Below are 26,430 nucleotides of genomic sequence, written 5' to 3'. Positions count from 1 at the left end.
CAAAGCCGCCTGGTAACAGTGCGGCTTTTTTGTTGTTTGCCAGCATGCCAACTTTTCCCTTCTTTTTCTTGCCTGCCCATGCCATTACCTAGCGATCGCGCACCATCTTTGGCCATCTTCTGCAAAGTCGTCGACAACTACGGCGATATCGGCATTTGCTGGCGTCTGGCGCGGCAGTTGAGCGGCGAGCACGGCGTGGCCGTGACCCTGTGGGTCGACGATTTGCCGAGTTTTCGGCGCATTTGCCCCGCGATCGACGTGGCGGCGGAGTTGCAGCAGGCGTCCGGCGTCACGGTGCGCCACTGGCGCGGCCAGGATGGCGTGTTTGCGTCCGCCGATGTCGCCGATATCGTCATCGAGTTCTTTGCCTGCGACATTCCGCCCGGCTATATCGCCGCCATGGCGCAGTGCGCGCCGCAGCCGGTGTGGCTGAACCTGGAAGGCTTGACGGCGGAAGAGTGGGTCGAGGGCTGTCACGCGCTGACCTCGCCGCGCCACGGCATGATCAAGCACTTCTTCTTTCCCGGTTTTACGAACAAGACGGGCGGCTTGCTGCGCGAAGCGGCACTGGACGAAAAAAGGCTGGCATTCCAGGCCGATACGGGGGGCATGGCGGCATTCCTGGGGCAATTCGGCGTGACGGCGGCGCAGATGTCGGCCTTGAAGGTATCGCTGTTCTGCTACCCGTCCGCCCCCGCTGCCGAGCTGTTTTCCGTATGGCAGGCGGGCAGCGAACCCGTGACGTGCCTGGTGCCGGAAGGCGTCGCGTTCGATGCCGTTCAGGCATTTATCGGCGACGATGCGGCTGTCGCCGGGGCGGCGCGCACGCGCGGCGCGCTCACCGTGCGCGTGCTGCCGTTCGTGCCGCAAGACGATTACGACCGCCTGCTGTGGGCGTGCGACGTCAATTTCGTGCGCGGCGAAGACTCCTTCGTGCGCGCGCAATGGGCGGGCCAGCCTTTTCTCTGGCATATCTACCTGCAGGATGAAAACTTGCACCACGTGAAATTGCGCGCCTTCCTGCAGCGCTATGCGGTGGATGGGGAAGGGCCCATAGCCAGCCTCGTGCAGGCGGCCCTGGCCTGGAATGGCGCCAGTGCGGACGCCATGCCGTGGGCGCAGCTGTGGCCCGCATTGCGGGCCGATCTGCCGCGCATCCGGGCACGGGCGCAGGCTTGGCAGCAGCAGATGCAGGCTCATGGCGATCTGGCAAGTAACCTGCTGGCGTTCGCTGGCGCGACGAGATAGGCGCTTGCCCAAAATTAAGGTAAAATGCCCGGTTATTTCTAACGTATTTTTAACCGATCAAACGCAAGCTTGCGGCGCCGATGGCGCACAGGCGGCAGATGGTCTTCATGCAACCCCACTTTTTACGTACATTCCTATGAAACCCGCAAAAGAAATTCGTGTTGGCAATATCATCATGGTCGACAGCAAGCCAATGATCGTGTTGCGTTCTGATGTCAACGGTTCGAGCCGCACGGGCTTCACCTACAAATGGAAGATGAAAAATCTTCTGACGAACACCCCGATGGAAAACGTGTTCCGCGGCGACGACAAGTTTGACGTTGTTGTTCTGGATAAAAAGCCAGTGACGTATTCGTACTTCGCCGACCCGCTGTTCGTCTTCATGGACGCCGAGTACAACCAGTACGAAATCGAAGAAGAAAACCTGGGCGAAGCGCTGAACTACCTGAAAGATGGCATGGAATGCGAAGCCATTTTCTACGACGGCAAGGCTATCTCCGTTGAACTGCCTACGACCATCGCCCGTCAAGTGGTGTACTCGGAGCCAGCGGTCAAGGGCAACACGTCGGGCAACGTCCTGAAAGAAGCCAAGATCGAAAACGCCATCGACGCGCACCGCCACACCGTGCAAGTGCCGCTGTTCGTGGCACAGGACGACGTCATCGAAATCGACACCCGTACCAACGAATACAAGCGTGTCGTACGCAACTGATAGATCGCCACACTGCGCGGCTCGCAGGGTCCGGCACACGCCGGCCTGGCTTGCTCCAGTGCTCGACCATCAAGAAACGCTGCCTTCGGGCAGCGTTTTTTTTGCTTAAAAAATAATTCCATTGAACAACAATTGAGTTGCAAGGACTGCTATGCTACGGCTAGCACATTGTTGCGCTAGAAACATTGAAGTTCCCTGGAGATACTATGCAGCGTAGTCACATGTTGCGCAATGGCGCGTACCGGGGCGTGACGCCTGCCGCGGTCACGCCGGCACGCGTGTCGCGTCCCGTGCTGGCCCGTGCCACGGCGCCAGCCAGCCCCATGGCCCATCTGCTCGATGCCGGCGTGTTGCCGCAACAGCAGATGATGCAGGCAGGCAAGCTCAGTTCCCATGCGCTGACGTCGCAGTATTTGGCACGCATCCGCTCGCTGTCGAGCACGGGTGCGCGTGCCTATCCCGGCATTGAAATCAATCCCGATGCGCTGAAAATTGCCCTGGAAATGGACCGCGAGCGCCAGGTGCACAAGGTGCGCGGCCCCCTGCATGGCATCCCCATCGTCTTGCGCGACAATATTGCCACGGGCGACCGCATGAAGACGCGCACGCAGGCGCCCCTGGCCACGCAGGCCAGCTGCGATTCCTTTGTTGCCGCCCGCTTGCGCGCGGCCGGCGCCGTCATCATCGGCAAAAGCAATCTGCGCCAGTGGGCCGCCGTCAGCGTGCCGCATGCCAGTGCCAGCTGGGCCGGGCTGACCATCCTGGCCGTGGACAGCGCGGCGGACGGCTCCATCGTCGCGCCGGCTTCACACTGCGGCCTGGTGGCCATCAAGCCCACGGGCAGGGCCGCGGCGGGGCAGGGCGCAGAGCCGGCCACGGCCGGGCCGATGGCGCCCAGCGTGCGCGAGGCGGCCTGGCTGCTCGCCGCCCTGACGGGCGAGCGCCTGGCCGATGGTGCGGTGCTCGATGCCGCCGGCTTGCATGGGCGCCGCATCGGCGTGGCGCGCAGCCTGTTCGGTGTGTGCGCGGAAACCGATGCCGTGATCGAGCAGGCGCTGCTGGTGTTGCGCGAACAGGGCGCCGAACTGGTCGAGCCGCCGTCCGCCTCCGAGCCCGGCGGCATCGAGGCCTTGCTGCGCGCGCATGCGCTCGATGCGCTGGCGGGGCCCACCTGCCATGGCGTAGCGCAGGCGCCGTCCGCCTTGCCGCATATCACGGTGCCGGCCGGCGTGGTCCACGGCTTGCCCGTCGGCTTGTCCTTCATCGGTCCGGCGCATGGCGAAATGCCCCTCATTGCGATGGCATATGCCTATGAACAGGCGACCTTGCACCGGCGCACGCCGGCGCTGCCGTCGAGCATCACCCTGGCGTTGCGTCAGCCATGACCATTCTTTTCGTTTTCCTTTGATAACTATGCTTGCAACCTTGCTGCTGAGCGCGGCCATCGCCGCCACCCCGACTCCTTTCGATGCCGCGCAACTGTCCGGCAGCTGGTCCGACAGCGTCAATACGAGCAGTGTGTGCGAAGAAGCGCGGCACTTTACGCGCATGCAGCTGTCTGACGATCATCAGCGGCTGGCGATCTTCAGCGACCGCACCTGGAAAAGCAAGCTGGGTGAAACCAACCGCTTTGCCGCCACGGTGGTGGCGGAAACGGAGCGCAGCCTGACTTTACGCTATGACAATGAAACCCGCCTCAATGCCGCTGGCAAGCTGGTGGAATGGCAGTTGATCATCGTCGCGCCCGGCGTGTACCGCTGGCGCGAGACGGGCTGGGCGGAAGGCAAGGTCAACGGGGTCGTCGGCATCCGCTGTTCTCCGTGATGCCGTTGCACAAGCATGCCATTCTGCTATGCTGCCCCCATTATTCGATGTTTTTAGGAGTTTTCATGTCCGTACGTTTGCTGCTGCCCCTGTTCCTGGGCGCTGCCGTGGCGCTGGCCGCTGTGCCGGCGCACGCCCGCACGCCCAAACTGTCGCTGATCGAACAAGCGCAAAGCTGCGATGGGGGCCACACTTGCCCGTATTTCCCCGACGCCTACAAGGCCGATTACGCATTTCGCAATGCCTTCAACGTGGGCTTGAAAAAAGCTGGCCTGAAGCGCCAGCGCTGGGTGCCGAATGGCGTGGCCAGCCCGCTCAAGCCCGTCGAGATCGACGGCAAGGCACGCCTGTTGAGCAGTGTCTGCGAGCCGCACAATTGCGGCCACCGCTACAGCATCCTGTACGACCCGGCCGAGCGCAGCATGACGGGCGTGTACGTGGGCAGCGATGGCAAGGGGGGCTCGCGCACCGTGTACTTCGGCGAGCCCAGCATCGCCGAAGCCGATTTGCTGCTCAAGAACTGATGCACGCGCCGCTGCGCATTTCCAGCGAGCGCGACGCGCTGGATCTCCCCATGATCCACCGCTACCTGAGCGAGCAATCGTACTGGAAGCGGGGCGTGACGCTGGAGACGGTGCGCAAGGGTATCGCCAACGCGCTTTGTTTCGGCGGCTATGTGGATGGCCAGCAAGTGGCGTTTGCCAGGGTCATCACCGATTACACGGATTTTGCCTATCTGCGCGACGTGTTTGTGCTGCCGCAATACCAGGGGCGCGGCTATGGCAAGCAGATGGTGGCTGCCGTGCTGGGCGACGCGCGTTTGCGCGATGTCGCCTGGATGCTGGGCACCGATGACGCGCATGGCCTGTATGCAAGCTTTGGTTTTGCGCCGCTGGAGGCGCCGCACAAGTACATGCGCCGTCCCGCGCCGTAGGAATTATCAAAACAACCTTTTGGTGTCAAGAGAACTATTAACATTATTGTACGCAATAGTGTTGCATTGATAATGACAACATGTCATTATGCGCGCTCTGCAGCGTGCGGTGCGTTGTTGGTGCTGTACTTTGCCATCGCCCTCGGGCGCGGGCAAAGGTGGTGAGCGGTCCGATTGGTCGTCCCTGGCACGTTTTCTCGTCACTTTAAAGGAATACATCATGAAACAATATGGAGCCGAGTTTCTCGGCACGTTCTGGCTGGTGCTGGGCGGTTGCGGCAGTGCCGTGCTGGCCGCTGCCTTTCCCGGTCTGGGCATCGGTTTTGCCGGCGTGGCGCTGGCGTTTGGCCTGACGGTGCTGACCATGGCCTACGCCATCGGTCACATCTCGGGCTGCCACCTGAATCCTGCCGTGTCGATCGGCCTGTGGGCCGGCGGCCGTTTTCCCGCCAATCAGCTGCTGCCTTACATCATCGCGCAAGTGCTGGGCGCCATCGTGGCCGGCGGCGTGCTGTACGTGATCGCCAGCGGCCAGGCCGGCTTCGATGTCAGCAAGGGCTTTGCCTCGAACGGCTTCGGCGCCCATTCGCCGGGCGGCTATTCGATGCTGTCGGCGCTCGTCATTGAAATCGTGCTGACGATGTTTTTCCTGATCGTCATCCTGGGCGCCACCGACAAGCGCGCCCCGGCCGGCTTCGCCCCGCTGCCGATCGGCCTGGCGCTGACCCTGATCCACCTGATCAGCATTCCCGTCACCAACACCTCCGTCAACCCTGCCCGCAGCACGGGCGTGGCCCTGTACGTGGGCGACTGGGCGACCAGCCAGCTGTGGCTGTTCTGGCTGGCCCCCATCATCGGCGCCTTGCTGGGCGCGCTGGCTTACCGCCTGATCGCCGGCGAAAAAGAATCAGCTTGAGCATGTAAAAAAAGCAGCCCGCGGGCTGCTTTTTCGTTTACTCGGCGGCGCGCCACTCGCTCAGGTAGTGCTGCGGCGTGCGTCCCAGGATGCGGCGGAACATGGCGCTGAACGCGCTGGGGCTGGCGTAGCCCAGCGCATAGGCGATGGCCGCCACGCCTTCGCCCCGGTCCAGGCGGCAGAAGGCCTCGGCCAGGTGGACTTGCTGCAGCCATTGGCGGTAGTGCAAGCCCGTTTCCTTGGGAAACAAACGAATCAGGGTGCGCGCGCTGGCGCCCGCATCCTGCGCCCAGTCCTCGATGCTGCGCCGGCTGCCGGGTGCGTTCATGATGGCCGAGCAGACGGCCACCAGGCGACGGTCGCGGGGCCAGGGTATGGCGATGGGCACGGTATCGGCCGCCGTCAGTTCCGACAGGATCAGGTGCGCCAGCCAGTCGCCGCGCCCCGCCAGCGCATATTCGATCGGTTCGGCCAGCAAGGCCAGGATCAGCTCGCGCAGCAGCCGGCTCACTTCCAGCACCTTGCAATCGGAACCGTACGGGGCAGCCACCTGCGCATCGATATACACGGTGCGCATGCTCAGTTCGCTCAAGATGTGGACTTCATGCACGACCCCCACGGGGATCAGCAGCGCGCGCCGGGGCGGCAGTATCCACACGCCGTGCTCGGTGGAAACGCGCATCACGCCTTCCGTCGCATACAGCAGTTGCGCCCGCACATGGCTGTGCGGCGCCGTATAGTCGCCCGGCGCATATTGCTTCGACATGGCCGTCACGGGACGCGGCACGTGCTGGTAATCGTGCGAGCTGGTGCTGCGGCTGAACGGCACGCCATCGGGGTGGGTCTGGGCGGGGTGGTGGGTGTACATGTGGGCCGTTGATTTGTCTCGCAGTTGTCACTTAAGCGACGATTATTGGAAGTTATCAGTTCAGTGACCATACTATACTGGGTTCTTTGCCGGGCCGCCCGCCGTGCCCGATCATTGCGGATGACACATGCACACAACCACACCTGCCCCAGCACTGGCCAAGTCCGTGCCGGCGGCCCCCTCGCTTCATAGTTCCCAACAACAATCTGGTCTGGCCATGCACATTCTGGGCGCCGTCGCCTTCGTGCATTTGCTTAATGACTTGATCCAGGCCTTGTTGCCGTCGATTTATCCGATGCTGAAAGCCGAGTTTTCACTCAGTTTTACCCAGGTCGGCCTTATAACCCTGACGTTCCAGTGCACGGCATCGCTGCTGCAACCGTGGATCGGCTTGTACACGGACCGCCGTCCGCTGCCATTCCTGCTGCCTGTCGGCATGTGCTTTACCCTGGCGGGCGTACTGATGCTGTCCATCGTCTCGACCTTCCCGACCCTGCTGATCGCCTCGGGCCTGATCGGCGTCGGTTCCTCGACCTTCCACCCGGAAGCGTCGCGCGTGGCGCGCATGGCGTCGGGCGGGCGCTACGGCTTTGCCCAGTCGCTGTTCCAGGTGGGCGGCAACGTGGGCTCCGCGCTGGGGCCGCTGCTGGCGGCCGCCGTCATCGTGGGCCGCGGCCAGGGCAATATCGCCTGGTTCAGCCTGCTGGCCGTGCTGGCCATCGGCGTGCTGTACAAGGTCAGCCACTGGTATAGCGGCCACCTGGCCAGCTTCAAGCCGAAGGCGGGCGGCCACGGGCCGAACTTGTCGCGCAACAAGGTGATGGGTGCGCTGGGCGTGCTGGCCCTGCTCGTGTTCTCGAAGTACATCTACATGGCCAGCCTGTCGAGCTACTACACGTTTTACCTGATCGACAAATTCCATCTGTCCATCGGCGCGGCGCAACTGTACCTGTTCCTGTTCCTCGCCGCCGTGGCGGCCGGCACCTTCATGGGCGGCCCCATCGGCGACCGCATCGGCCGCAAGCGCGTGATCTGGATTTCCATCCTGGGCGCCGCCCCGTTCACCCTGCTGCTGCCGTATGTGGACCTGTTCTGGACGGCCGTGCTGACGGTGATCATCGGTTTCGTGATCTCGTCCGCGTTTTCCGCCATCGTCGTCTTTGCGCAGGAGCTGGTGCCGGGCAAGGTGGGCATGATCGCGGGGATCTTCTTTGGCCTGATGTTCGGCGTCTCCGGCATCGCCGCGGCCGCCATGGGCCACCTGGCCGACGTGTCGGGTATCGCCTACGTGTACAAGATCTGCTCCTACCTGCCGCTGCTGGGCATCCTGACGGTGCTGCTGCCGCATATCGAGCAGGCGAAAAAATAAGCGCGCATGGCGGGAGGGCTTGACGGCCCGCCCGCGTGCATGCGATATTGACTCCATGCTTACTTCCATCCTCCATCCAGTTCCTGCATACGGCGCCGCTGCTGCGCTGTGTCCGTGCGCCTGGCCCCGTGAGGATGCGGCCCTGCGCCGTTAAACTTTTACTCCTCATTCGATGGCCACAGTGTTGAAAAACCTGTGGCCATTTTCTTTTTCCGCAGCGTTCACGAGAGTCCCGCATGACACTACACCTGTACGACACCTATAGCCGCAGCCTGCGTCCGTTCGATCCCATCGCCCCGGGCCAGGCGGGCCTGTACGCCTGCGGCCCCACCGTCTACGATTACGCGCACATCGGCAACCTGCGCACCTATCTGTTCGTCGACGGCTTGCGCCGCGCGCTCGAGTTCAACGGCTTGCAGGTGCGCCACGTGATGAACATCACGGACGTGGGTCATCTGACGTCGGATGCGGACAGCGGCGACGACAAGGTCGAAGCGCGCAGCCGGCGCAGCGGCAAGTCGGCCTGGGAGATCGCGGCCGAGTTTACGCGCGCGTTTGAAAGCGATCTGCGCGCGCTCAATATCCTGCCGCCCACCGTCTGGTGCCGCGCCACCGAGCATATCGCGGAACAGATCGCATTCATCCTCGACCTGGAGGCGAAGGGCTATACCTACCGCACGGCCGACGGTATCTATTTCGACACCACGCGCCAGGACGGTTACGGCAAACTGGCGAACCTGAAGCGCGACGGCCTGCAGGCGGGCAAGCGGGTGGACCTGGGCGGCAAGCGCGATATCTGCGACTTCGCCCTGTGGAAGTTCAGCGGCGTGCCGGGCCAGCGCCAGATGGAATGGGACAGCCCGTGGGGCCTGGGTTTCCCCGGCTGGCATATCGAATGCTCGGCCATGGCGGAAAAGCACCTGGGCACGTATTTTGACATCCATTGCGGCGGCGAAGACCATGTGGCCGTCCACCACAGCAACGAGATCGCGCAAACGGAGGCGCGCCACGGCACGCGCCTGGCCAACTTCTGGCTGCATGGCGCTTTTCTTAAAACCCAGGATGCGAAGATGTCGAAGTCCGCGGGCGACTTTTTGCGCCTGCAAAGTCTGGTGGAGCAGGGCGTCGATCCGCTGGCCTACCGCTACCTGTGCCTGGGCGCCCACTACCGCAGCAGCCTCAATTTCACGGACGACGCCTTGCGTGCCGCCGCCAGCGGCCTGGCCCGCCTGCGCGCCGCCGTGCACGGCCTGGGCCAGACGGATGGCGAGGCCGATCCCGCGTGGCTGGCGCGTTTTGCGGCCTGCGTCAACGACGACTTGAACTATCCGCGCGCGCTGGCCGTGGCCTGGGAACTGCTGAAAAGCGAGCTGCCCGATGGCGTGAAAAAGGCGACCATGGCCCGCTTCGATACGGCCCTGGGGCTGGACTTGCTGGCCTGGCAGCCGGCGCAGGTGGAAGTGCCGCCGCCCGTGCAGGCGTGGATGGCGCAGCGGGCCAGCGCCCGCGCGCAGCGCCTGTGGGCCGAGGCGGACCGTTTGCGCGCACTGGCGCGCGCGGCCGGCTATGACATCGAGGATACGCCGCAAGGCCAGCGGGCGCGCCTTCTGTGACGAGGCTATGCGTGCCCGTGCGGCATAATGGCCGCCTGATGAATGGGGAGATGCCGTGAAGCGTGGTGTGCTGTTGCTCAGTTGTTGTCTTGTTTTCCCGTCCGTGCAGGCAGCCAGCGCGTGTCCCGGCTTTCCCGCGCTGGCCACGTCCGGCGAGGCGCTGCTGGCGCAAGTGCGCGCGCTGCCGCCCGCCGGCGTCGACCGGGAAGTGCAGGCGTGCGCGCCGAAGACGGTCATCGACTTCGCCTACAGCGGCGGGGTGCTGTGCCGCTTCGGCGCCGGCACGGACGCCGTGGAAGCGGCGACGGCCGCCGTCACGCGCCTGGCCGATGGCGGCGAACTGGTCGAATACCTGTATCTGTTCCCGTATGCGCCAGCCTCGCACGCGCGCTTGCTGGCGCTGCTGGCCGCGCGCTTCAATCAAGTCGACAAGGCGGCCTGGCCCGCCTTCCTGCAAGGTGCGACGCCGGGCAAGGAAACCACGGCCCTGTTCACGCATGGCGGCTTTTATATCTCGCTGGGCAAACCCACGGAAGGTAATCCTGCCGCATGGTATTCGAACGTGATCTTTGAAAAGGGGGATATGCCCGCGCTGGGCGTGCGCAAGGTGTGCCAGGAGGGGCGCGATGGCTGAAGCGGACGCCTTTCCGGCGGCATGGGTCGGCACCGTGGCGCAGCTGCTGCCCGCGCTGGCCGATGGCCAGCTGCACGCGCCGTCGGCGCCGTTTGACGTGCAGCAGGATGGCCAGCTGCTGCGCATCCCCGTGCGCACCTATTACCGCCGCGAGCAGCTGCTGGCCTGCGCGCAGCTTCCCGGCGACGCGGGCGCGATCGCCCTGTGCCTGGGCACGCGCCACCATGACGGCCACCTGCGCGAACACTGCGTGGCGCAGCTGTTGCTGCAGCAGCGGGCCTGGACGGTACCTTTTGTGGTGCACCTGTGCGGCGAATACGTGCTGGAGATCGTGGAGAGAATCGGCGCGGCGCTGCCGGCCTGGAATGCGCTGGCGCTGGCGCGCTACTTGCTGGAGAATCCCGTGTATGTGGCCACCCTGGAGCGGCGCACCGTCAGCTACTGGAGCTGCTACTACCGCCATCGCTATCCCGTGTGGGACGATTATCCGGGGCGCAGGGCCATGGCGGCCCTGCGCGGCTTGCAGGACCTTACGCTTCGATAAAGCGCATCTTGAAGCTGCGGCCCTTGATGTTGCCGAAGTCGCGGCCCAGCGTATTGCCTGCATTCAGACGCTTGAAGGCCGCTTCGGCCACCTTGCGGTCGAGCGCCACGTAGGTCATGAATTCGAACACGTTGATCTTGCCCACCTGTTCCTTGTTCAGGCCCGCATCGCCCGTCAGCGCGCCCAGCAGGTCGCCCGGGCGCAGCTTGTCCTTCTTGCCGCCCATGATGCACAGGGTGACCATGGGCGCCGGCAGCGCTTCGGCGCCGTCGTCCTCGTCCAGTTCCTTCAGTTCGTGCCATTCGGCGGCGCTGTTCTGGTACTGCTCGATCAGCTTCACCCATTTTTTCTCGTTCGGCGCGCACAGCGAGAGGGCCAGGCCCTTCTTGCTGCCGCGGCCCGTGCGGCCGATGCGGTGGATGTGCACTTCCGTATCCTTCGAGACGTCGACGTTGATCACGGCGCCCAGGTCGGAAATATCGAGGCCGCGCGCGGCCACGTCGGTGGCCACCAGCACGGAGCAGCTGCGGTTGGCGAACAGCACCAGGATTTCATCGCGCTCGCGCTGTTCCAGCTCGCCGTACAGGGCCAGCGCGGAAAAGCCTTGCTGGCGCAGTTCTTCGGCCAGTTCGCGGCAATGCACCTTGGTGTTGCAGAAGGCCAGGGTCGATTCCGGCTTGAAGTGTTTCAGCAGCTTGCCGACGGCGCTGTTGCGCTCGTCGAAGCCGATTTCATAGAAGCGCTGTTCGATCTTGTCGTTGTCGTGCTGCGCTTCGACCGTCACTTCCAGCGGATTGACGAGGAACGACGCCGTGGCGCGGCGGATGTCTTCCGGATACGTGGCCGAGAACAGCAAGGTCTGGCGGCGCGCAGGGCAGGCGCTGACGATGCCGGCGATTTCTTCGTAAAAGCCCATGTCCGTCATGCGGTCCGCTTCATCGAGTACCAGGGTCTGCACGTGGTTCAGGTTGATGGTGCCGCGGCCCAGGTGGTCGCGCAGGCGGCCCGGCGTACCCACGACGATGTGGGCGCCGTGCTCCAGCGAGGCGATTTGCGGGCGCATGGGCGCGCCGCCCGTCAGGGTCAGGATCTTGATATTGCCGGCCGCGCGGGCCAGGCGGCGCAATTCATTGGCCACCTGGTCGGCCAGTTCGCGCGTGGGGCACAGCACCAGGCCTTGCACGGCAAACCATGCCGGATTGAGCTTGTGCAGGATGCCGATGCCGAAGGCGGCGGTCTTGCCGCTGCCCGTTTTCGCCTGGGCGATCAGGTCGCGGCCATCGAGCACCGCCGGCAGGCTTTGCGCCTGGATGGTGGTCATTTCGTGGTAGCCGAGCGAGTCCAGGTTGGCCAGGAAGGCGGGCGTCAGCGGCAGGCTGGCAAAGGAATTGGTGGTGTCAGTGGTGGTGTTCATAGGGGGCGGAGCCGGTAAAAAGCGGTGGATGGGCACAGTCTACAGGCATTACGCCCTTGTGCGGATGGTGGTGTGGAAGCTGGCGGCAAACGGCCGCCGGCATGGGGTGCTAATTGTCAGGCGCCCAGATGGGCAGGCCGGTCAGGTCGAGGCCGGCGTCGCGCGTCCACACGGGCAAGCCCGTGGCATCGGTCGGCTCCAGCAATTCGAGCTGCACCTGTTTCAAGGCCACCTTGCGCGCGCGCACGCGGCGCTGCGGTTCCGGCGCCGGCTCGGGCGCCTCGGGCGCTGGCGGCGGGCCGAAGCCGGGCAAGTCGATGGTGGCGTTGTCTTTTTTATCTCTCATTTCTGAACCTCTGGTCCCCGGCCGCGAAAACCCGGCGCCGGGGAGCGGGCAAAAAGCTGTCCGCTGTGTGAATACTTTGTACGCTTCGTCCACAAAACAAAAGCCCGGCTACTGGAGTCGGGCTCATTGTTGGGATAACCTGCAGGAAAACTTGTCCTGCGGATTTAAGTGCGGCACGCAGTGTATCACAGGCGTGCCGCACTGTGTGGGGCTTAGCGGAAGCTCAGCGCACCCGTCAGGTCGCCCGGCGGCAGCGCGCCGCGGGCCGCGAACGCGTCATTGCGCACCTTCAAGCCTTCAAGCAGCGGCAGGTCGTGCAGGCGCGTGATCAGGCGCAGGATCGAGGTCGTGTCGTAGAAACTGTGGTCGACGGCGCCCTTTTTCGCGTACGGCGAGACGACGATGGCGGGAATGCGCGTGCCCGGGCCCCAGCGGTCGCCCTTGGGCGGCGCCACGTGGTCCCACCAGCCGCCGTTTTCGTCGAACGTGATCACCACGATCATGTCCTTCCACTGCGGCGATTCCTTCAGATGCTGGATGATGTTGGCCACGTGCTGGTCGCCCGACTCGATATCCGAGTAGCCCGCGTGCAGATTCAGGTTGCCCTGGGGCTTGTAGAAGGTCACGGCCGGCAGCTTGCCCGCCACGGCAGCGGCAAGGAATTTGTTCGAGATCGGGCTGTCGCCCGTGCCGCCGTCGCGCAGGTGCTCGGCGCGCGCCGCCGTGCCGGGGGCGAACTGCTTGAAGTAGTTGAGCGGCTGGTGGTGGAACTGGAAGTTCGGCTTGCTGCCGCCGCCCTTGTGGTCGAGCGCCGCTTGCCAGCCGCCGCCATACCACGCCCAGCTGACGCCCTTGCGCGACAGCAGGTCGCCGATGGTGTCGTAGGTTTGCGGCGGCAGCGTATTCGCGTCGGCCGGGTCGGCGTGCAGCGGGTCGCCGTCGAAGGCAGGGCGGATGTAGCTCGGCTGATATGGCGGCGCCATGGTGTTGACGGCATAGCCGTCCGGCGTGATGGCGCCGTCGTTCACGTATTTCGGCTTGCCGTCCAGCGCCGAGGCGGGGCAGTCGGGCGCGATGGCCAGGCGCACGCCTTGCGGGCCGTCGGACAGCACGGCGATCTTTTTCTTCGCCGCCGTTTCGGATGCGTTGAAGTATTCGTTGGCGCGGCCGGTCACCAGGAACTGGTGGTTCATGTAGGAGCCGCCGAAGGCCGCCATGAAGAAGTTGTCGCACAGGGTGTACTGCTCGGCGATCTGCCACAGGTTCAGGTTTTTCGACGTTTCGCCGTAGTGGCCCATCACCAGGCCGCCGCTGTCGGCCCACGCGGCAAAGCCGTCGTTCTTGCCGCCGTTGATCTGCATCTGGTTGTTATAGAAGCGGTGCACGAGATCGCGCGTGATGATGCTCTCGGGCAGGGGCTTGCCGGCCGCGTCGCTCAATTTGTAGGGCGCGTTGGGCAGGCCGGAAATCTGGTCTTCCTTGATCAGGTAATCGATGCCGCCGATATTCTGCTGGTTCGGCACGAGGCCGCCCCAGATCTTTGGCAGGGTGGCCAGCGGCTTGCCGTCGCGGTCCAGCTGCTGCGCCTGTTCTGCCGTGACGGCGGACAGGGGCGCGCTGGTGCCGGGGAAATTGGCAAACAGGTTGTTGAAGCTGCGGTTTTCCAGATAGATCACGACCACGTTCTTGACGTGCGCCTTGAGTTTCGCGTCGAGCGAACCCTTGGCGATGGTCTTCCTGGCTGGCGCGGCGTCGGCCAGCGCGGGCAGGCTGGCGGCCAGGCCGACTGCGGAAGCGGCCTGGAAAATGCGCCGGCGCGAGGGATTGGCGGGTTGGTCGGCCGGATCGGCTGGCAGGGCGGGGGCGAGGTCCTTCACACATTCTCCTTGGGTGGCACGGGCCATGGTCTGTGCCCGTGAAGCGGAAAATTGTATCACCGGCCCCTCGATAGTGTGAAATATTCGCCCCCCTTCAGCACATCAGAACTGGTAGCGCGCGCTCAAGGCCACCTTGCGGGCGGGGCCATGCATGCCCGAGTACCACCAGTCCGATACCGAGGCCGTGTACTTCTTGTCGAACAGGTTGGCCACGTTGACGGTCGCCGAGAGCTTGTCGCTGACGTCATAGCGCGCCATCAGGCTGGCCACCGAGTAGGCCTTCTGTTCCCAGTGCAGGGTGCGCTCGATCTGCCACGCATCGATGTCCGAATACACGCGGCTTTGCCAGTTCATGCCGCCGCCCACCGTCAGGCGATGCAGCTCGCCGGGCAGGCGGTAAGTGGTCCACAGTTTCACCAGGTGGCGCGGGAAGGTGGTCTGGATCGCCTTGCCCGTATTGTCTTCCGTCTGGCTGTACGACCACGATGCCGATATGTTCCAGTCCGGCGTGAGGGCGCCCGTCGCTTCCAGGTCCACGCCCTGCGTCCTGGCGCCCTTGATGGTGCGGTTGGCGGGATTGTTCGTGCCCGGCACGGTGTAGCCGGGGTCCGACTCGGCCAGGTTGCTCTGGCGGATCTGGTACAGCGCGGCCGAGGTGTTCAGGCGGCCATCGAGCCAGCCGCTCTTGATGCCCGCTTCGTAGGTCTTGCCCGCGCGCGGCGCCAGCAGCTTGCCATAGCGGTCTTGCGCGGCCTGCGGCTGGTAGATGGATGAATAGCTGGCGTAGAGGCTGTGCGTGGCGTCGAGGTTGAATACCAGGCCGCCATACGGCGTAAAGACGCGGCTTTCCGACGCGGGGGACTCGCCATAAAATGACACGGCAGGCGCATCCGAGATGTAGTTCTCGCTGTAGCGCAGCACCTTGGCGCCGGCGATCAGTTTCAGGCGCTCGGACAGGTTCAGGCGCGTGGCGGCATAGGCGCTGGCCTGGCGGCGCGTGCTGTCGTAGGTAACGAAGGTATCGCCAAACACGGGTGCCGCGATGCGATTCCAGCTGTACAGGTTGACGGGGGTCTGCTGGATGTCCTTGTCGAAGCGGCCATCCGTCGTGCTTTGGAAGTCGTTGTAGTCCATGCCCAGCACCAGTTCGTGCTGGCGGCCGAAGGCGCTGAACGGACCGCGCACATTGACGTCCACGCTGTTGACCTTGAGCCGGTAATCGCGGTAGTCGCCGTTCAGCATCAGGCCATCGCCCGTGGCCTGGTCGGGAAAGGCGCTGCTCACGCTCATGTAGACGGCGCGCTCTTCCTGCGACGACTGCACGCGGTTGGCCGAGATTTTCAGCTTCCAGTCGTTCGCCAGCGCGTGTTCCAGGGTGGCGAAGACGTCTGTCGAATTGCTGCCGAAGCGGTTCGATCTGGCGGCCGGGCTGAAGGAACGGGGCAGGTCCGTCATTGCGCCATTGCTGTAGAACAGGGGGAAGCCCAGGTAGGACAGCGACCCCTTCGAGCGGTTGCGCTGGTGCGTCACGCCGGCCGTCAGTTTCGTCGCGGCCGACAGGTCCGCTTCGATCACGCCATACACCACTTTCTTGTCGCGGCTATAGCTGTCGATGATGCTGTCGGCTTCCTCGTACAGCGTGACCAGGCGGCCGCGCAAGCTGCCTGCCTCGTTCAGCGGGCCGGCAATGTCCGCCACGCCGCGCCGCTCGTCGCGGGAAGCCAGTTCGCCTTCGACGGAGGCCTGGAACTGCGCCGTCGGCTTCTTGCGCACCATGTTGATGGCGCCCGAGGCGTCGCCCGCGCCCGTCATCAGGCCCGAGGCGCCGCGCAGCACTTCGATGCGGTCGTACAGCGCCATGTCGGCCAGGCTTTGCGACGGTATCGCATTGAGGCCCAGGTTTTCCGAGTGCGTGTTGACGCCATCGAGCTGGTAGTTGGTGATCGCATAGCCGCGCGAGGTAAAGCCGGAGCGTTCGCTGCCCAGCGAGAACAGGGTGATGCCCGGTGTCTGTGCCATCACTTGCGCGATGGTGTTCAAGCCCTGGTCCTGCATGCGCTGCTGCGTGATGACGCTGACCGACTGCGGCGTTTCCCTGACCGACAGGCCCAGCGGCGTGGCCGTGGCGATCGGCAGGGGCGAGACGTACGCGCCCGAGCCTTCGGTCGCATCCTGCAGCGCCTTGACCGACACTTCCGGCATCATCGACAGCGTTTCGCCGCCCGTCGCCGCATCGGCCGGGCGCAGCACGTAGCTGCCATTGGCGCTGCGCTCGGCCTTCAGGCCCGTGCCGCGCAGCACGCCGTTCAGGGCGGCCAGCACGTCGTGGCGGCCCGTCAGGCCTGCGGATGTCTTGCCCTGCGTTTGTTCCGGCGTGAAGCTGAGGATGACCCTGGACTGGCTGGCGACCTGGCGCAGCGCCGCAGCCAGGTCGCCGGCCGGCACCTGGAAGTCCTGGCTGGCCGCTGGCGCTGCCGCCCTTTCCTGCGCCAGGGCTGGCGCCTGAGCGTTCAGCAGCAGGGCCGAACCGATGAAGACGAGTTGCATGGCATGCGCCATGCGCTTGATGCGCGGCCGGGACCGGGAAGACAGAACTGGAGACATGGTTACCTTGTGGTGTAGTCGTCAAAAAGAACGTTGCCTACACAGGTCACGCGAGAAACGGAAACGGGTAAGTTTTTTTTGCGGCGGACTCAAAATAAATGCTCAGCGCTTCTGGCGCGCTTCCACCTGCACCCAGTAGCGCGTGCGCAGGCGCACGTCGACGGGCAGGGAATTGGGCAGCGACAGCAGCACGGCGTCCAGGTCGGCCAGCGGGAAGACGCCGGAAATGCGCAGCGCGGCGACGGCGTCGTCGCAGCCCAGCAAGCCGTGGCGGTGGCGGCTCAGTTCATGCAGGAAGTCGCGCAGCGGCATGGCGTCGGCCAGCAGCAGTCCCTGGCGCCAGGCCCAGATGTCGGGCGAGACGGCATGCGCGGGCAGCAGCAACTGCGTCGTCATGCCGCCGCCCTGGCCCGCCTCGAGGACCAGGCTGGCGTCGCCGTGGCGCGGCAGCAGCCGGACGGCGCCTTCTTCGACGGCGACCTGGGTGCTGCCGTCCGCCTGGCGTACCGAGTAGCGCGTGCCCAGCGCCTGCGCGTGGCCCTGCGCCGTTTCGACGAGGAAGGGGCGGTAGGGCAGGCCCGTTTCGCGGGCGGTGGCGATGAATACTTCGCCCTGCACCAGCTGCAGCAAGCGCTGCGTGCCGCTGAAGCGGACGTTCACGGCGCTGCCGCTGTTCAGGTGCAGCTGGCTGCCATCGGGCAGGGTCAGCTCGCGGCGCTCGCCCACGCCGGTGGACAGGTCGGCCAGCGCTGCGCGGGCAAAGTCGGGCGCGTAGGGCGAGCGCGCGCCGAACCAGCCCGTGATGCCGATGGTGGAGATCCACGCCAGCAGCTGCAGGCTGTTACGGCGCGAGAGGGACGAGGCAGGGCGGGAGCGCGCGTCGGGACTTGGCAGCAGCGCCTTGCGGCTGGCCTGGGCATCGAGTTCGCGCAAGCCGCCGCTGACGCTTTCGATGTGCTGCCACGCCCGTTCATGGTCGGGATGCGCCCGGCGCCATTCTTGCCAGGCCGTTTTTTCCGCCGGCGTGGCGACGCCGCTCATCAGGGTGGTCAGCCATTCGGCGGCCTGTATGGCGATGGCCAGGTCGATGGGCCGGCCCTGGGCGTAGACGGTGGCGCCCCGCATCTCAGGGGGCGGCAAAATCGGGCACGGCAAAAAAGCACAGCAGATTGGCCTTGCTCAGGTATTTTTTGACGGAGTGCGTGGTGGTGCCCAGTTCGGCGGCGATGTCGGCGTAGCTCATGCCGTCCAGGTGGGCCAGCAGGAAGGCGGCCTTGGCCTTGGCGGAAAGCTTGTCCAGCGCGCGGTCGATCAGCTGCAGCGATTCGAGCACGATGGACATCGCTTCCGGCGAGGGCGTGCAGCCTTGCGGTTGATGCAGCAGCGCGTCGAGGTAGGCCCGTTCGAGCTCCTCGCGCCGGCAATGATTGGCCAGCAGGCGCTTGGCGATGGTGGCCAGGAACGGACGCGGCTGGGCGATCCCGGCACTGCTGCGCGCAACGAAGATCTTGATGAAGGTATCCTGCGCCAAGTCGCCGGCCAGCCCCGCATCGTGCAGGCGGCGCTTCAGCCAGTGCAGCAGCCACGAGTGGTGCTCGGCATACAGGGCCTGGAAATCGGACGGCGGGGAAGGGGCGGACAGCATGCGTACAGGACGCCTTAATCTAAATGAGAATTGTTCTCATAATAGCGCAGCGCTGCACGCCAGGCAACCGGGAAAATGGGGCGTTGCTGAAATGCGACTGTGCACGGGGCCGCGCGCGGCGGCGGATTTGCGCTGCCGCACGGCTGATGTAAAAGTTTCCTTGGCGCAAGCTTTCATGTGAGAAAATGCGGGCTGTCGATGTGGCGCGGAGCGAAAAATGATGTGGATGGTTGGCGGTGCCCTGGTTCTCCTGGTCGCCAGATTTTTATGGTTGGCCTACTTTCACCGGGTGAACGCGATGTCGCGCCAGGCGGAAGTGATGAACTGGCTCGACATCGGCCGGGTGTCGAATGCCGATGGCGGCAAGGATATTTTGTTGGCGAGAAATGAGCGCGGTGCCCGGATCGACTGGCGCACGGGCGAGGTCTGGCTGATGAATCCCAAGGTGGCGGAGCCGTTTGCCGATTTCCTTGCCGTCGAGCGCTGGCTGACGATGCGCGACATGGGCAACAAGGCGCCGGTCGCAACGGCTGCTGCGCCCGCGCCAGCAGAAGCGGAGCCTGAAGCGGCGCCGGACGCCGGGCCCGCGCGCGATACCTTGCCCGCTTTCCAGCAAAAGGTCGATGACTGCCTGGCCAAGGCGGAGGGCGGTCAGGAATTACTGGAAACCAAGCAGGCCTTCGAGGCGGGCAGCGAGCCATATCTTGAAGCGTCGACGGCATTGAGCACGACGGCGCTCGAGCTCGATGTTTCGCCAGCCATGGTGGCCACGTTTCACATCAGCGCGTTTGCCGCGCTGGCGGAAACGGCGGGAGCGGACAAGCTGGAACGGGTGGCGGCCAGCCTGCATGCGGCGGCCAGGCAGATCAGGGCAAGCGCCGCCACCGCATAAAGGCGGCCAGCAATGAAAAAGCCGCTGATCTTTTGCAAGTATCAGCGGCTTTCAAGTATTGGTTGCGGGGACAGGATTTGAACCTGTGACCTTCGGGTTATGAGCCCGACGAGCTGCCAGACTGCTCCACCCCGCAGGCGAATTATATATGAGTTTGCTGCATTGCGAAAGAGCTGATCGCCACTGAGGGGATTTGGCTTGCATGATGGCCATGGATATACCGCGGCGCAATGGAAAAAGCCGCTGATCTTTTGCAAGAATCAGCGGCTTTCCGGTATTGGTTGCGGGGACAGGATTTGAACCTGTGACCTTCGGGTTATGAGCCCGACGAGCTGCCAGACTGCTCCACCCCGCAGGCGAATTATAGCGGGGTTTGCTGCAATGCGCAATGGCCGTGTCTTGCGCCCGGCTTCCAGTCCCTCCAGTCCCTTTTCAAGTCCCGGTTTTGGTTGCGTTTCAGGCCGCGGCCAGGCGCCACAGCGACGTGACTTCCTTCGAACGGGCCGCGTGCAGGCTGTCCGTGGCATCCTGCGCGCGCGGGTGCGTAGGTTTCACGTCCAGGCGGTCGACGACCTTCAAGCCGGCCTGCGCTATCCACTCGAGTAATTGCGCGCGCGGGCGCAGGCCCAGGTGTTCGGCCAGGTCCGATAAAATCAGCCAGCCTTCGCCGTTTGGCTCCAGGTGGCCGGCCAGGCCGGCGAGGAAGCCGCGCAGCATGCGGCTGTCCGGATCGTAGACGGCGTATTCGATCGGCGAACTGGGACGCGCGGGCAGCCATGGCGGATTGCACACGACCAGCGGCGCGCGGCCGGCGGGGAACAGGTCGGCCTGCACCACGTCGACCTTGTCCTGCAAATCGAGGCGGGCCAGGTTTTCGCGCGCACAGGACAGGGCGCGCGGGTCCTGGTCGGTGGCGACGATGCGGGCGACGCCGCGCTGCGCCAGCACGGCGGCCAGCACGCCCGTGCCCGTGCCGATGTCGAAGGCCAGGCTGGCGCGCGCAGGCAGCGGTGCGTCGGCCACCAGGCCCACGTATTCGCCGCGGATGGGCGCGAACACGCCGTAATGGGGATGGATGCGCTGGCCCAGGGCGGGCAGTTCCACGCCCGTGCGGCGCCATTCGTGCGCGCCGATCAGGCCCAGCAGCTCGCGCAGCGAAGCGACGAAGGCGTCTTCGCCACGGCCATACGCTTCATTGCACGCCAGTTTCACGTCCGGCGCGCGGCGCAGCGGGATCGTGTAATCGGCGTCGAAAGGCAGCAGCAGCATGGCCAGGGTGCGCGCGCGCTGCGACTGGGCCTGGCGGTGCAGGTGGAACGCTTCCGTGGCGGTGGGTTCCGGTTTTGCCAGCTTGGCGGCCTTGGCCTTCTTGCTGGGCTTGTCATTCTTGTGGTCGGCGCGCCGCGCCAGCGCCTGCAGCAGCTGGCGCGCGTTCTGGAAGTCGCCGCGCCACAGCATGGCGGTGCCTTCGCAGGCCAGGCGGTAAGCCTGGTCGGCCGTCGTGCGGTCGTCGGCGATGACGACGCGCTTGGGCGGCGGCATGCCGCTTTCCGAACGCCAGCGGGCCGAATGTTCGGCGCCGTTTTCGCTCCAGTGGATCTGCGGATGGACGGTAGGTGAAGAGGTGTCGGACATGGGACTCAATCGATAGAAGGTGGGCGCGCGGCATGGTCGCCTGCGCAGGCCGTCTTCCATTATACGTCGCTGGCCGTGCTCTTTGCGGTGTCCGTGCCATAGGCCAGTGCCAGCGCGCGGGCGCGCGCCTGCTCTTCCGGCGTGGATGCTGCCGCTTTCTTGCCCGCCTCGGCGGCATCAAAGCTTCTGTCCGGCTGCACCAGCTTGAGCAGACGCAAGCTCAGGCTGCCCATCAGGTCGCCTTCCTTGCCGCTGGCGCTGGCCCCATCGGATGGGCTGGCGGAGGAATTGCCATTGAAGATGCTGCTTTGCAATTGCTGGCCCAGCAGCTGGAACAGGTCGTGCAGATTGCCTGCGAAGTGCGTGGCGGGCAACTCTTTGGCGGGCAGGGCGCCGTCATCGGCGGAGCTGGCTTCTTCGCCGGCTTCTTGCGTTTGCTCAAGGACGCCTGCGCTGATGTTCGACTGGTATTGCACTTCCAGTTCGAAGTCGAAGGTCTGGCCATCGGCCGTGGTGATCTTGCCCTTGCCGATGAAATGCGCGTTTTCATCGAGGCTGAAGGCGGCGGCGCGGCTGCTGCCGCTGGCGCCCGAGACGCTGGCGCTTCCGCTGCTGACGCTGGAACCAGCCTGCAGGTCGACCGAATCGAAGGCGATGCTGGCGCCGTCGCCGAACAGCTGGCGCGTCATGGTGGAGAGGAAATCCTGCGCCACGTCGACGGTGGCGTTGCCCAGCGCATCCGTGCGCTGCTCCAGTCCCTTGGCCGACAGGTCCAGGCCATTTTTCGACAGGGCCACCACGTCCTGCGCCGTGCGCTGCATCAGGGGCGAAGCGGCAAGCCCGGCCGTGCCGGCGCCCGTTTTTTGCGGCGTTTGCGCTGGCACGGTAGTGGCGGCAGGCTGGCGCGAGCCGGAAAGGAGGGCGGGAAGCTGGGGCATGGTCGGTTCTAGTCGGTTCTATATGGGCTGTGTACCGTCATTAACGACAGCCGCCGCCCATACTTTAACCATCAGTGGTGGTGCGACCAGCTACCATCTGCCGATTCCAGGTAGGACTTGACGGCATCGGCCTGGCCCGTGGCGTGGCGCTTGAGCTCGCCGCATGCGCAAATGCCCTGGTAAGGCTGGATATGCGAGCAGGCGGAGACTTTCTGCAGGTAGACCTGCATGGATTTGTGACATTTTACGCACTTGAAGGTGAGGCTGCGGGCGGCTTTCATGGGTTTCCTTGAACTGTTGCGGGGCGTAGGCGGTGCCTATGCGAAGGCGGCGATTTTAACGCACTCCGGCCATCGTTACACGTTGTTGCATCTGCGCCACGCGGACGTCAACTGAATCCGCGCCATGACGTTGAGCGTATATAGGAGGTCGTCTGACCGCCATTGAAGAGGTAGCACCATGGACAAGCGTGACAAGGAAAAGCCAGCCCAGCCCGCCAAGGAGCTGGTGAGGAAATGGTTGAAAGCGGAACTGGAGCAGCGCCGGCCGCCGCCCGACCCCGAGCAGATCCGCCGCGAACTGGGCTGGGATTTGCTCAGGCTGGGCCGCGAACCGCTGCCTCGATGACGTCTTTGCCACGCCGTTAGCGCACCGTCACCACGCTCTTGCCGCCGGACCCCGGCTGCACGAGGATACGGGTGGCGATGCGTTCCGTCATTTCCTGCACGTGCGAGATGACGCCCACCTTGCGTCCCATCGCTTGCAAGCCGTCGAGCGCATCCATGGCCACGCGCAGGGTTTCCGTGTCCAGGCTGCCGAAGCCTTCGTCGATGAACAGCGATTCCACGCGCACGCGGTTCGAGGACAGCGAGGCCAGGCCCAGCGCCAGGGCCAGCGAGACGAGGAATGATTCGCCGCCCGACAGCGAGTGCACGGAGCGCAGTTCGCCGCCCATGTCCTGGTCGCGCACCATCAGGCCCAGCGATGGATTGTTCGGGTTGTCGATGCGTTCCAGCTGGTAGCGGCGCGCCAGGTGGGCCAGGTGCGTATTGGCGTAGCCGAGCAGCACTTCCAGCGTGAATTGCTGTGCATAGTTGCGAAATTTCTTGCCGTCGGCCGAGCCGATCAGTTCATTCAGGCTGGCCCAGCGACGCTCGATGAGGGCCTGCGCCTCGATTTGCGCCAGCATCGCTTGCGCGCCGTGACGCCTTGCATCGTCCTGCGCGATGGCCAGGCGCAGGCGCGTCGCTTCCTGGTTCGCTGCCTGGCGTTCGGCGCCAAGCGCGTCGAGCGCGGCCTGCAGCACGGCCTCGTCCGCTTCCAGCGCTTCCGGTGGCCGCTCCACGTGGTCCGCATGCCGCTGCCGGCGTTCGGCCAGCACGGAGAGCGCCGTCGTGTGGCGGTCGGCGATGACTTGCAGGGCGGCCCGCTCCGCGCGCATGGCTTCCGGCGCGACGTCCAGATGCGCGCGCAAGCCGGCCAGGTCGGCGGGCGCATGGGCCGGATGGGCAAGCTGGAACTGGCACAGCCAGTGCTCCAGCGCTGCCGCCGCGTCGTGGCCTTGCTGGCGCAAGGCGTCCAGGCGCAGCGCCGTTTGCGCGCATGCCTCGTCGAGGCGCGCGCGCGCCTGGCTGGCTGCTTGCGCCGCCGCCTGCTGCTGCGCCAGCCGATCTTTTGCCTGCGCGATGGCGCCGGCCAGTGCGCGTTCCAAGTCGGCCACGGGCTGGCCATCCCATAGCGCCGCGCGCTGCGTGTGCAGCGCCTTCAGCTGCGCGTCCAGGGCGGCAAATGCCGTGTGCGCCTCCAGTGCCAGTTGCGCCGCCGTGTGCGCGGCCGCGCCGGCCGCCTCCAGTTGCGCGGCCAGGGTCGCCAGCGCGTGGCTGCGGCTGTCCTGCTCCGCGTGCTGCTTCAGCCATTGCCGGCTTTCCGTTTCGCGCGCCGCGCGGAAGGCGGCGGGGCCGGCGCGCCAGCCATCTTTCCAGTCTTCGGCGCCATCCGTGTCGGCAAAGGCCCCATCGAGCTGCGCCAGCAAGCCATCGAGTGCGCTGCGCGACGTCTCCGCCTTGTCCTGGCTGGCCGCCTGCTGCGCCTGCAACTGCGCCAGCCGCGTCTGCGTTTCGGCGGCGGCAGCCGTCAGGCGCGCGTGTTCGGCGGCGGCCAGTTCGTGCGCCGCCTGCGCCTGCTCGCGCCGCACGCCGGCCTGGCGCAGCGCCGCATCCTGCTGCGCCAGCGCCTGCAGGCAGGACGCGGTGGCCGCCAGCTGCTGCGTGAACCAGTCCGCGCGCTGCGATTCCGGCGGCAGCTGCAGGGTGGCTGCATGCGGCTGCCACTGCGCGTCCAGGGCGGCGATGGCGGGCGGCAGCGATGCCAGTTCGGCATCCGTCTGCGCCTGTTCGCGCGCAGTCGCGGCCAGCGCCGCCCTGTGCGTGGCCAGCTGTTCCAGATTGCTGCGCACCTGCGTGCGGCAAGCCAGCACTTCGTCCTGCAAGCTGGCCAGCATTGCCTGCAAGGCGTCGTCGGCGTGGGTGTACGGGTGCTCGAGCGCGCCGCAGACGGGGCAGGGCTGGTCGTCCTGCAAGGTGGCGCGCAATTGCCCGACGCTGGCCGCGCACGCCGCTTCCGCCCCCTTCAGGGACTTTTCCGCCTGCGCCAGGCCCGCTTCCAGCAGCGCCGTCCTGGCCCCCTCCATCGCCAGGGCCGCGCTTTCCGCCTGCGCCGCCAGCGACAGTTGCGCGGCCCGCGCCTGCCCGTGCGCCAGTTCCTGCTGCTTGCGCGCCAGTTCCGTCCACGTCTTTTCCGCCGTATTCAACTGGCGCGCATGGTCTTCCAGCTGGCCGCGCTGTTCCTGCAGCAGCCGTGCGTCGATGGCTTGCACGGCGCCAGCCGCTTCGCGCCGCTCCGCATCGCGCGCGGCCAGCGCCAGGGCGGCAGCGGCCAGCGCGACCTGCTCCTCGCGCGCGGCGCCGCCGGCGTGCCGCAGCAGCTGCGCCGCCTGCGCCACCGCCGCATCGGCCGCATCGGCTTGCGCGGCGGCCTGGCCGGCCTGCGCGAACAACTGATCCGACAATTGCCACGACGCGGCCAGTGCCTGCCAGTGCTGGTGCGATGCCAGCCACAGGCGGGCCGTTTCCTGCTCCGCCTGCATGGCGTGCTGGCGCTGCTGCAATGCCTGCAGTGCGCCGCGCGCCGTGTCGTTGGCCTGGTCGGCCGCCTGCGCCGCGTCCCTGGCCTGGCGGTGCGCGGGCACGTGGGCGCCGATACTGGCGTCGAGCGCCTTCGCCTGGTCCAGCAGGGGCGCCGCATCGCGTTGCGCCGTTTCGTGCGCCAGCAAGGCTGCCGCCGCAAGCTGCGCGCTGGCGGCCAGTTGCGCTTCGGTCGCCGCCGCTTGCGCCGTCTGCACGCGCGCCGCTTCCAGCGCGGCGCCGGTGCCGGCGATGTCGTGCGCCAGGCGCGCCACGTCGTCGGCCAGGGGGCGCGCCGGCTGCAGCAATTCCCATTGCGCCAGCGCCGCGTGGCGCCCGGCCGCTGCGGCGCTGTCGGCGGCCGCGCTGTCGAGCGCCTGCTGCGCGGCCGTCGCCTGGCTTTGCAGCTTGTGCGTCTCCTGGTGCCAGCGCAGCTGCAGTTCCAGCACGGCCTTGCGCAGGTCGATGTGCTGCAGCATGGTTTCGGCCGCGCCGCACAGCGTCTCCGTCTCGACCCTTTCTTCCGGCGACAAGGGCCGCTGGTCGGCCAGTTTTTCGCCCAGGCGTTCGAGGATCTGCTTTTCCTTTTTCGCCCGTTCGAAGGCGCGCATGGAAATATCGGTATAGATGCTGCTGCCCGTCAGGGTTTCCAGCAATTCGCCCCGCTCATTGTCTTCCGTCTTGAGGAAGGTGGAAAACTCGTTCTGCGCCAGCAGCACGGCGCGCGTGAACTGGTCGAACGACAGGCCGATGCGCTTTTCGATCTCGTCCTTGACTTCCGTCTTGGTGCCGCCGATGGGCTGCAGCGCGGGCAGCTGGTGCAAGCTCATGGCGGTCGCCTGCAGCGCCCCTTCTGCCCGGGTGCGCGAGCGGCGCACGCTCCAGCGCGCGCGGTAGCTGGCGCCGTCGTTGCCGACGAAATCGACTTGCGCGTACCCGTCCGGCGTGCCGCGGCGCAGCAGGGTGCGCGTATCCTGGGCATTGACGGTTTCCTTGCCCACGTCAGGCAGGGCGCTGCCCCGGCCCAGCACCTTCAACAGGCGCGGCGTGGCGTCGTACAGGGCCAGGCACAGGGCGTCGAGCAGGGTGCTCTTGCCCGCGCCCGTGGGGCCGCTGATGGCGAACAGGCCCGCGGACGCCAGCGGTTCCTGCTGGAAGTCGACTTCAAATTCGCCGGCCAGCGAGGCCAGGTTCTTGCCGCTGATTTTCAGTATTTTCATGGTTATTCTGGAGCA

The 26,430-nt window shown here is 65.6% G+C and carries 24 protein-coding genes and 2 tRNA genes; 13 read left to right on the top strand and 13 right to left on the bottom strand.

From position 1 onward, the window contains the following. Positions 1–78 precede the first annotated feature (78 nt). The 7 genes from earP (at position 79) to aqpZ (ending at position 5,634) form a co-directional block, all read left to right on the top strand. Positions 79–1,248 (top strand): elongation factor P maturation arginine rhamnosyltransferase EarP, encoded by a 1,170-nt coding sequence (earP, locus tag VPH41_RS17455; protein ID WP_328570939.1) that lies wholly within the window; start codon positions 79–81, stop codon positions 1,246–1,248. Between the two features lie 136 nt (positions 1,249–1,384). Next, on the top strand, positions 1,385–1,960 hold the full coding sequence (locus VPH41_RS17450) for an elongation factor P (RefSeq protein WP_034778059.1): 576 nt from the start codon (positions 1,385–1,387) through the stop codon (positions 1,958–1,960). A gap of 206 nt (positions 1,961–2,166) precedes the next feature. Then, positions 2,167–3,345 (top strand): amidase family protein, encoded by a 1,179-nt coding sequence (locus tag VPH41_RS17445; RefSeq protein ID WP_328570938.1) that lies wholly within the window; start codon positions 2,167–2,169, stop codon positions 3,343–3,345. Positions 3,346–3,373: 28 nt separating this feature from the next. After that, positions 3,374–3,784: a hypothetical protein gene (locus tag VPH41_RS17440; protein WP_152282622.1), complete on the top strand. Its 411-nt coding sequence runs from the start codon at positions 3,374–3,376 to the stop codon at positions 3,782–3,784. Between the two features lie 65 nt (positions 3,785–3,849). Beyond that, complete coding sequence (locus tag VPH41_RS17435) at positions 3,850–4,308, top strand: Ivy family c-type lysozyme inhibitor (protein ID WP_193317463.1); 459 nt, start codon at positions 3,850–3,852, stop codon at positions 4,306–4,308. Next, positions 4,308–4,718, top strand: coding sequence for a GNAT family N-acetyltransferase (locus tag VPH41_RS17430; protein ID WP_152282624.1), 411 nt, complete (start codon positions 4,308–4,310; stop codon positions 4,716–4,718). The genes VPH41_RS17435 and VPH41_RS17430 overlap by 1 nt, the downstream gene beginning before the upstream one ends. A gap of 220 nt (positions 4,719–4,938) precedes the next feature. Beyond that, on the top strand, positions 4,939–5,634 hold the full coding sequence (gene aqpZ / locus VPH41_RS17425) for an aquaporin Z (protein ID WP_152282625.1): 696 nt from the start codon (positions 4,939–4,941) through the stop codon (positions 5,632–5,634). 37 nt (positions 5,635–5,671) lie between these two features. Here the strand turns inward: aqpZ and VPH41_RS17420 are convergent, their stop codons facing one another. Continuing rightward, positions 5,672–6,502, bottom strand: a complete 831-nt coding sequence (locus tag VPH41_RS17420) for an AraC family transcriptional regulator (RefSeq protein WP_152257141.1) — start codon at positions 6,500–6,502, stop codon at positions 5,672–5,674. Between the two features lie 127 nt (positions 6,503–6,629). Between VPH41_RS17420 and VPH41_RS17415 the strand changes: the two genes are divergently transcribed. The 4 genes from VPH41_RS17415 (at position 6,630) to VPH41_RS17400 (ending at position 10,662) form a co-directional block, all read left to right on the top strand. Then, entirely contained in the window at positions 6,630–7,871 is a 1,242-nt protein-coding gene (locus tag VPH41_RS17415; RefSeq protein WP_442906280.1) for an MFS transporter, read from the top strand. Positions 7,872–8,107: 236 nt separating this feature from the next. Continuing rightward, positions 8,108–9,484, top strand: coding sequence for a cysteine--tRNA ligase (gene cysS, locus VPH41_RS17410; RefSeq protein ID WP_328570936.1), 1,377 nt, complete (start codon positions 8,108–8,110; stop codon positions 9,482–9,484). 55 nt (positions 9,485–9,539) lie between these two features. After that, positions 9,540–10,118 (top strand): hypothetical protein, encoded by a 579-nt coding sequence (locus tag VPH41_RS17405; RefSeq protein WP_328570935.1) that lies wholly within the window; start codon positions 9,540–9,542, stop codon positions 10,116–10,118. After that, positions 10,111–10,662: a hypothetical protein gene (locus tag VPH41_RS17400; RefSeq protein ID WP_328570934.1), complete on the top strand. Its 552-nt coding sequence runs from the start codon at positions 10,111–10,113 to the stop codon at positions 10,660–10,662. The genes VPH41_RS17405 and VPH41_RS17400 overlap by 8 nt, the downstream gene beginning before the upstream one ends. Here the strand turns inward: VPH41_RS17400 and dbpA are convergent. From dbpA to VPH41_RS17370, 6 genes are all read right to left on the bottom strand, one after another. After that, a complete protein-coding gene (gene dbpA, locus VPH41_RS17395; RefSeq protein WP_328570933.1) occupies positions 10,649–12,076 on the bottom strand; it encodes an ATP-dependent RNA helicase DbpA in 1,428 nt (475 codons plus the stop codon). The two genes, VPH41_RS17400 and dbpA, sit on opposite strands and share 14 nt — an antisense overlap. A gap of 109 nt (positions 12,077–12,185) precedes the next feature. After that, positions 12,186–12,422: a hypothetical protein gene (locus tag VPH41_RS17390; RefSeq protein ID WP_152257135.1), complete on the bottom strand. Its 237-nt coding sequence runs from the start codon at positions 12,420–12,422 to the stop codon at positions 12,186–12,188. 212 nt (positions 12,423–12,634) lie between these two features. Further along, on the bottom strand, positions 12,635–14,326 hold the full coding sequence (locus tag VPH41_RS17385) for an acid phosphatase (protein ID WP_328570932.1): 1,692 nt from the start codon (positions 14,324–14,326) through the stop codon (positions 12,635–12,637). 75 nt (positions 14,327–14,401) lie between these two features. After that, on the bottom strand, positions 14,402–16,846 hold the full coding sequence (locus VPH41_RS17380; protein ID WP_328570931.1) for a TonB-dependent siderophore receptor: 2,445 nt from the start codon (positions 16,844–16,846) through the stop codon (positions 14,402–14,404). A 159-nt stretch (positions 16,847–17,005) separates the two neighbouring features. Further along, on the bottom strand, positions 17,006–18,028 hold the full coding sequence (locus VPH41_RS17375; RefSeq protein WP_328570930.1) for a FecR domain-containing protein: 1,023 nt from the start codon (positions 18,026–18,028) through the stop codon (positions 17,006–17,008). Position 18,029: 1 nt separating this feature from the next. Beyond that, positions 18,030–18,548, bottom strand: a complete 519-nt coding sequence (locus tag VPH41_RS17370) for a sigma-70 family RNA polymerase sigma factor (RefSeq protein ID WP_152282634.1) — start codon at positions 18,546–18,548, stop codon at positions 18,030–18,032. Positions 18,549–18,819: 271 nt separating this feature from the next. Here VPH41_RS17370 and VPH41_RS17365 point away from each other — a divergent pair, with 271 nt between their 5' ends. Continuing rightward, positions 18,820–19,440 carry a hypothetical protein gene (locus VPH41_RS17365; protein WP_328570929.1) on the top strand — a complete coding sequence of 207 codons (621 nt, stop codon included), beginning with the start codon at positions 18,820–18,822 and terminating at the stop codon, positions 19,438–19,440. A 59-nt stretch (positions 19,441–19,499) separates the two neighbouring features. Here VPH41_RS17365 and VPH41_RS17360 read toward each other — a convergent pair. The 5 genes from VPH41_RS17360 to VPH41_RS17340 form a co-directional block, all read right to left on the bottom strand. After that, positions 19,500–19,576, bottom strand: a tRNA-Met gene (locus VPH41_RS17360). A 142-nt stretch (positions 19,577–19,718) separates the two neighbouring features. Further along, positions 19,719–19,795 (bottom strand) — tRNA-Met (locus tag VPH41_RS17355). 101 nt (positions 19,796–19,896) lie between these two features. After that, positions 19,897–21,075: a methyltransferase gene (locus tag VPH41_RS17350; RefSeq protein ID WP_152282636.1), complete on the bottom strand. Its 1,179-nt coding sequence runs from the start codon at positions 21,073–21,075 to the stop codon at positions 19,897–19,899. Between the two features lie 59 nt (positions 21,076–21,134). Then, complete coding sequence (locus tag VPH41_RS17345) at positions 21,135–22,013, bottom strand: hypothetical protein (protein WP_328570928.1); 879 nt, start codon at positions 22,011–22,013, stop codon at positions 21,135–21,137. A gap of 71 nt (positions 22,014–22,084) precedes the next feature. Continuing rightward, on the bottom strand, positions 22,085–22,294 hold the full coding sequence (locus VPH41_RS17340) for a hypothetical protein (protein ID WP_034755039.1): 210 nt from the start codon (positions 22,292–22,294) through the stop codon (positions 22,085–22,087). A gap of 178 nt (positions 22,295–22,472) precedes the next feature. Between VPH41_RS17340 and VPH41_RS17335 the strand changes: the two genes are divergently transcribed. Continuing rightward, on the top strand, positions 22,473–22,640 hold the full coding sequence (locus VPH41_RS17335; RefSeq protein WP_193317067.1) for a hypothetical protein: 168 nt from the start codon (positions 22,473–22,475) through the stop codon (positions 22,638–22,640). A gap of 16 nt (positions 22,641–22,656) precedes the next feature. Here the strand turns inward: VPH41_RS17335 and VPH41_RS17330 are convergent, their stop codons facing one another. Continuing rightward, positions 22,657–26,415, bottom strand: coding sequence for an AAA family ATPase (locus VPH41_RS17330; RefSeq protein ID WP_328570927.1), 3,759 nt, complete (start codon positions 26,413–26,415; stop codon positions 22,657–22,659). Positions 26,416–26,430 lie beyond the last annotated feature (15 nt).

The sequence above is a fragment of the Janthinobacterium sp. P210006 genome (assembly GCF_036231885.1).
GTDB classification, from domain to species: Bacteria; Pseudomonadota; Gammaproteobacteria; order Burkholderiales; family Burkholderiaceae_D; genus Janthinobacterium; species Janthinobacterium violaceinigrum.
The sequence above is the reverse complement of the archived record's forward strand: the minus strand, read 5'-3'. Positions and strand labels throughout refer to the sequence as shown.